Here is a 1,103-nt window from a genome sequence, read left to right on the forward strand (position 1 = left end):
GGCAAAAGAATTCGCTCTGTAGGGCAGCCAGACAGTCGTAGATATCAAAAACAAAACCAAACAGAAAGCAATAAATAGTATCAATTTAGTTTTAATTGAGAATTTAGCGCTTCTATTTTTTCTTTCATTTTCATCTTTTGAGAAAGAAAGTTCTTCGGGATGATAAATTGACCGATAATTAAAACAAACGAAACCTAAAAATACAAAAAGGCCTAAATAAACAGGGAAAACATCAAACAAAAATAATCCTTGAATTAAATAAGCCAAACAAGTTGAAGCAAGAATCGTTGCTAATAACTTTTTCTTTTTAAAGATTTTAAAAATCAGATAAAAAACTGAAAATAGCCAGAAAAGATAAAAAGAGAATAAAAAGAGACCGCCGTCAGCTAAATACTGCAGGGATTGGTTGTGGACTCTGTCAAACCAGGGCTCTTCCAAGCCAACCCGATAATCATAATGTTTATTAAAAGCTGCATCAAAGTTTTCCGGACCCCAGCCAAAGATTGGCTTATCTTTGAATGCCTTTATCGCTATCTGCCAGGTTAATAAACGTTCTTTAACCGAAGCTGTCTGCCAAATATTTACAATATCAGTTGTCCGTTTAAGTATTGGACGACTTTGGACAAAATTAGATTCCCGATAAGTAAAAATAAGCCCGATGAAAATTAAGCCAGTTATTGAAATAGCGCTTAAACAAATCGTTAGTTTCTTTTTTTCTTTTCTTAGAAATAAAAGGGTAAGCAGGGTAAGCAATCCAAACCCCCCGGCTAAACCAGCATAAGCTCCCCGGGTCTTAGTAAAAATTAGAGTGAGAGTAAAAAATAGAATTAAAGGAATAAAGAGGAAATTCAAATAGGGAAAATGTTTTTTCCCAAAAGAAATCTGCTCTTGAAGCAGAACGGCTGCAAAACCAATGGCAAAAATTAAAAAACCAGCCAAATAAGAAGAGTTGCCGAATGTGCTGTATAAGCTCCCCCGACCTCCCTGTTTAATCCAAGCATAACCGGAAATTATAAAAGCAACTATTAAAAAAGTAGCTAAAAACATCTGCCAATCTTTCTTGCTTTTTAAAACAGAAATCAGCATTAAAAAGTACAAAACCC

At 34.5% G+C, this 1,103-nt stretch carries 1 protein-coding gene; it reads right to left on the reverse strand.

Going from position 1 to position 1,103, the window contains the following annotated elements:
* Positions 1-1,086: O-antigen ligase family protein (locus tag KJA15_04490; protein ID MBZ9572561.1), on the reverse strand; the 1,086-nt coding region annotated here is incomplete at its 3' end.
* Positions 1,087-1,103 lie beyond the last annotated feature (17 nt).

It is taken from the genome of Patescibacteria group bacterium (assembly GCA_020148145.1).
GTDB lineage: Bacteria > Patescibacteriota > Minisyncoccia > Minisyncoccales > JAHCRE01 > JAHCRE01.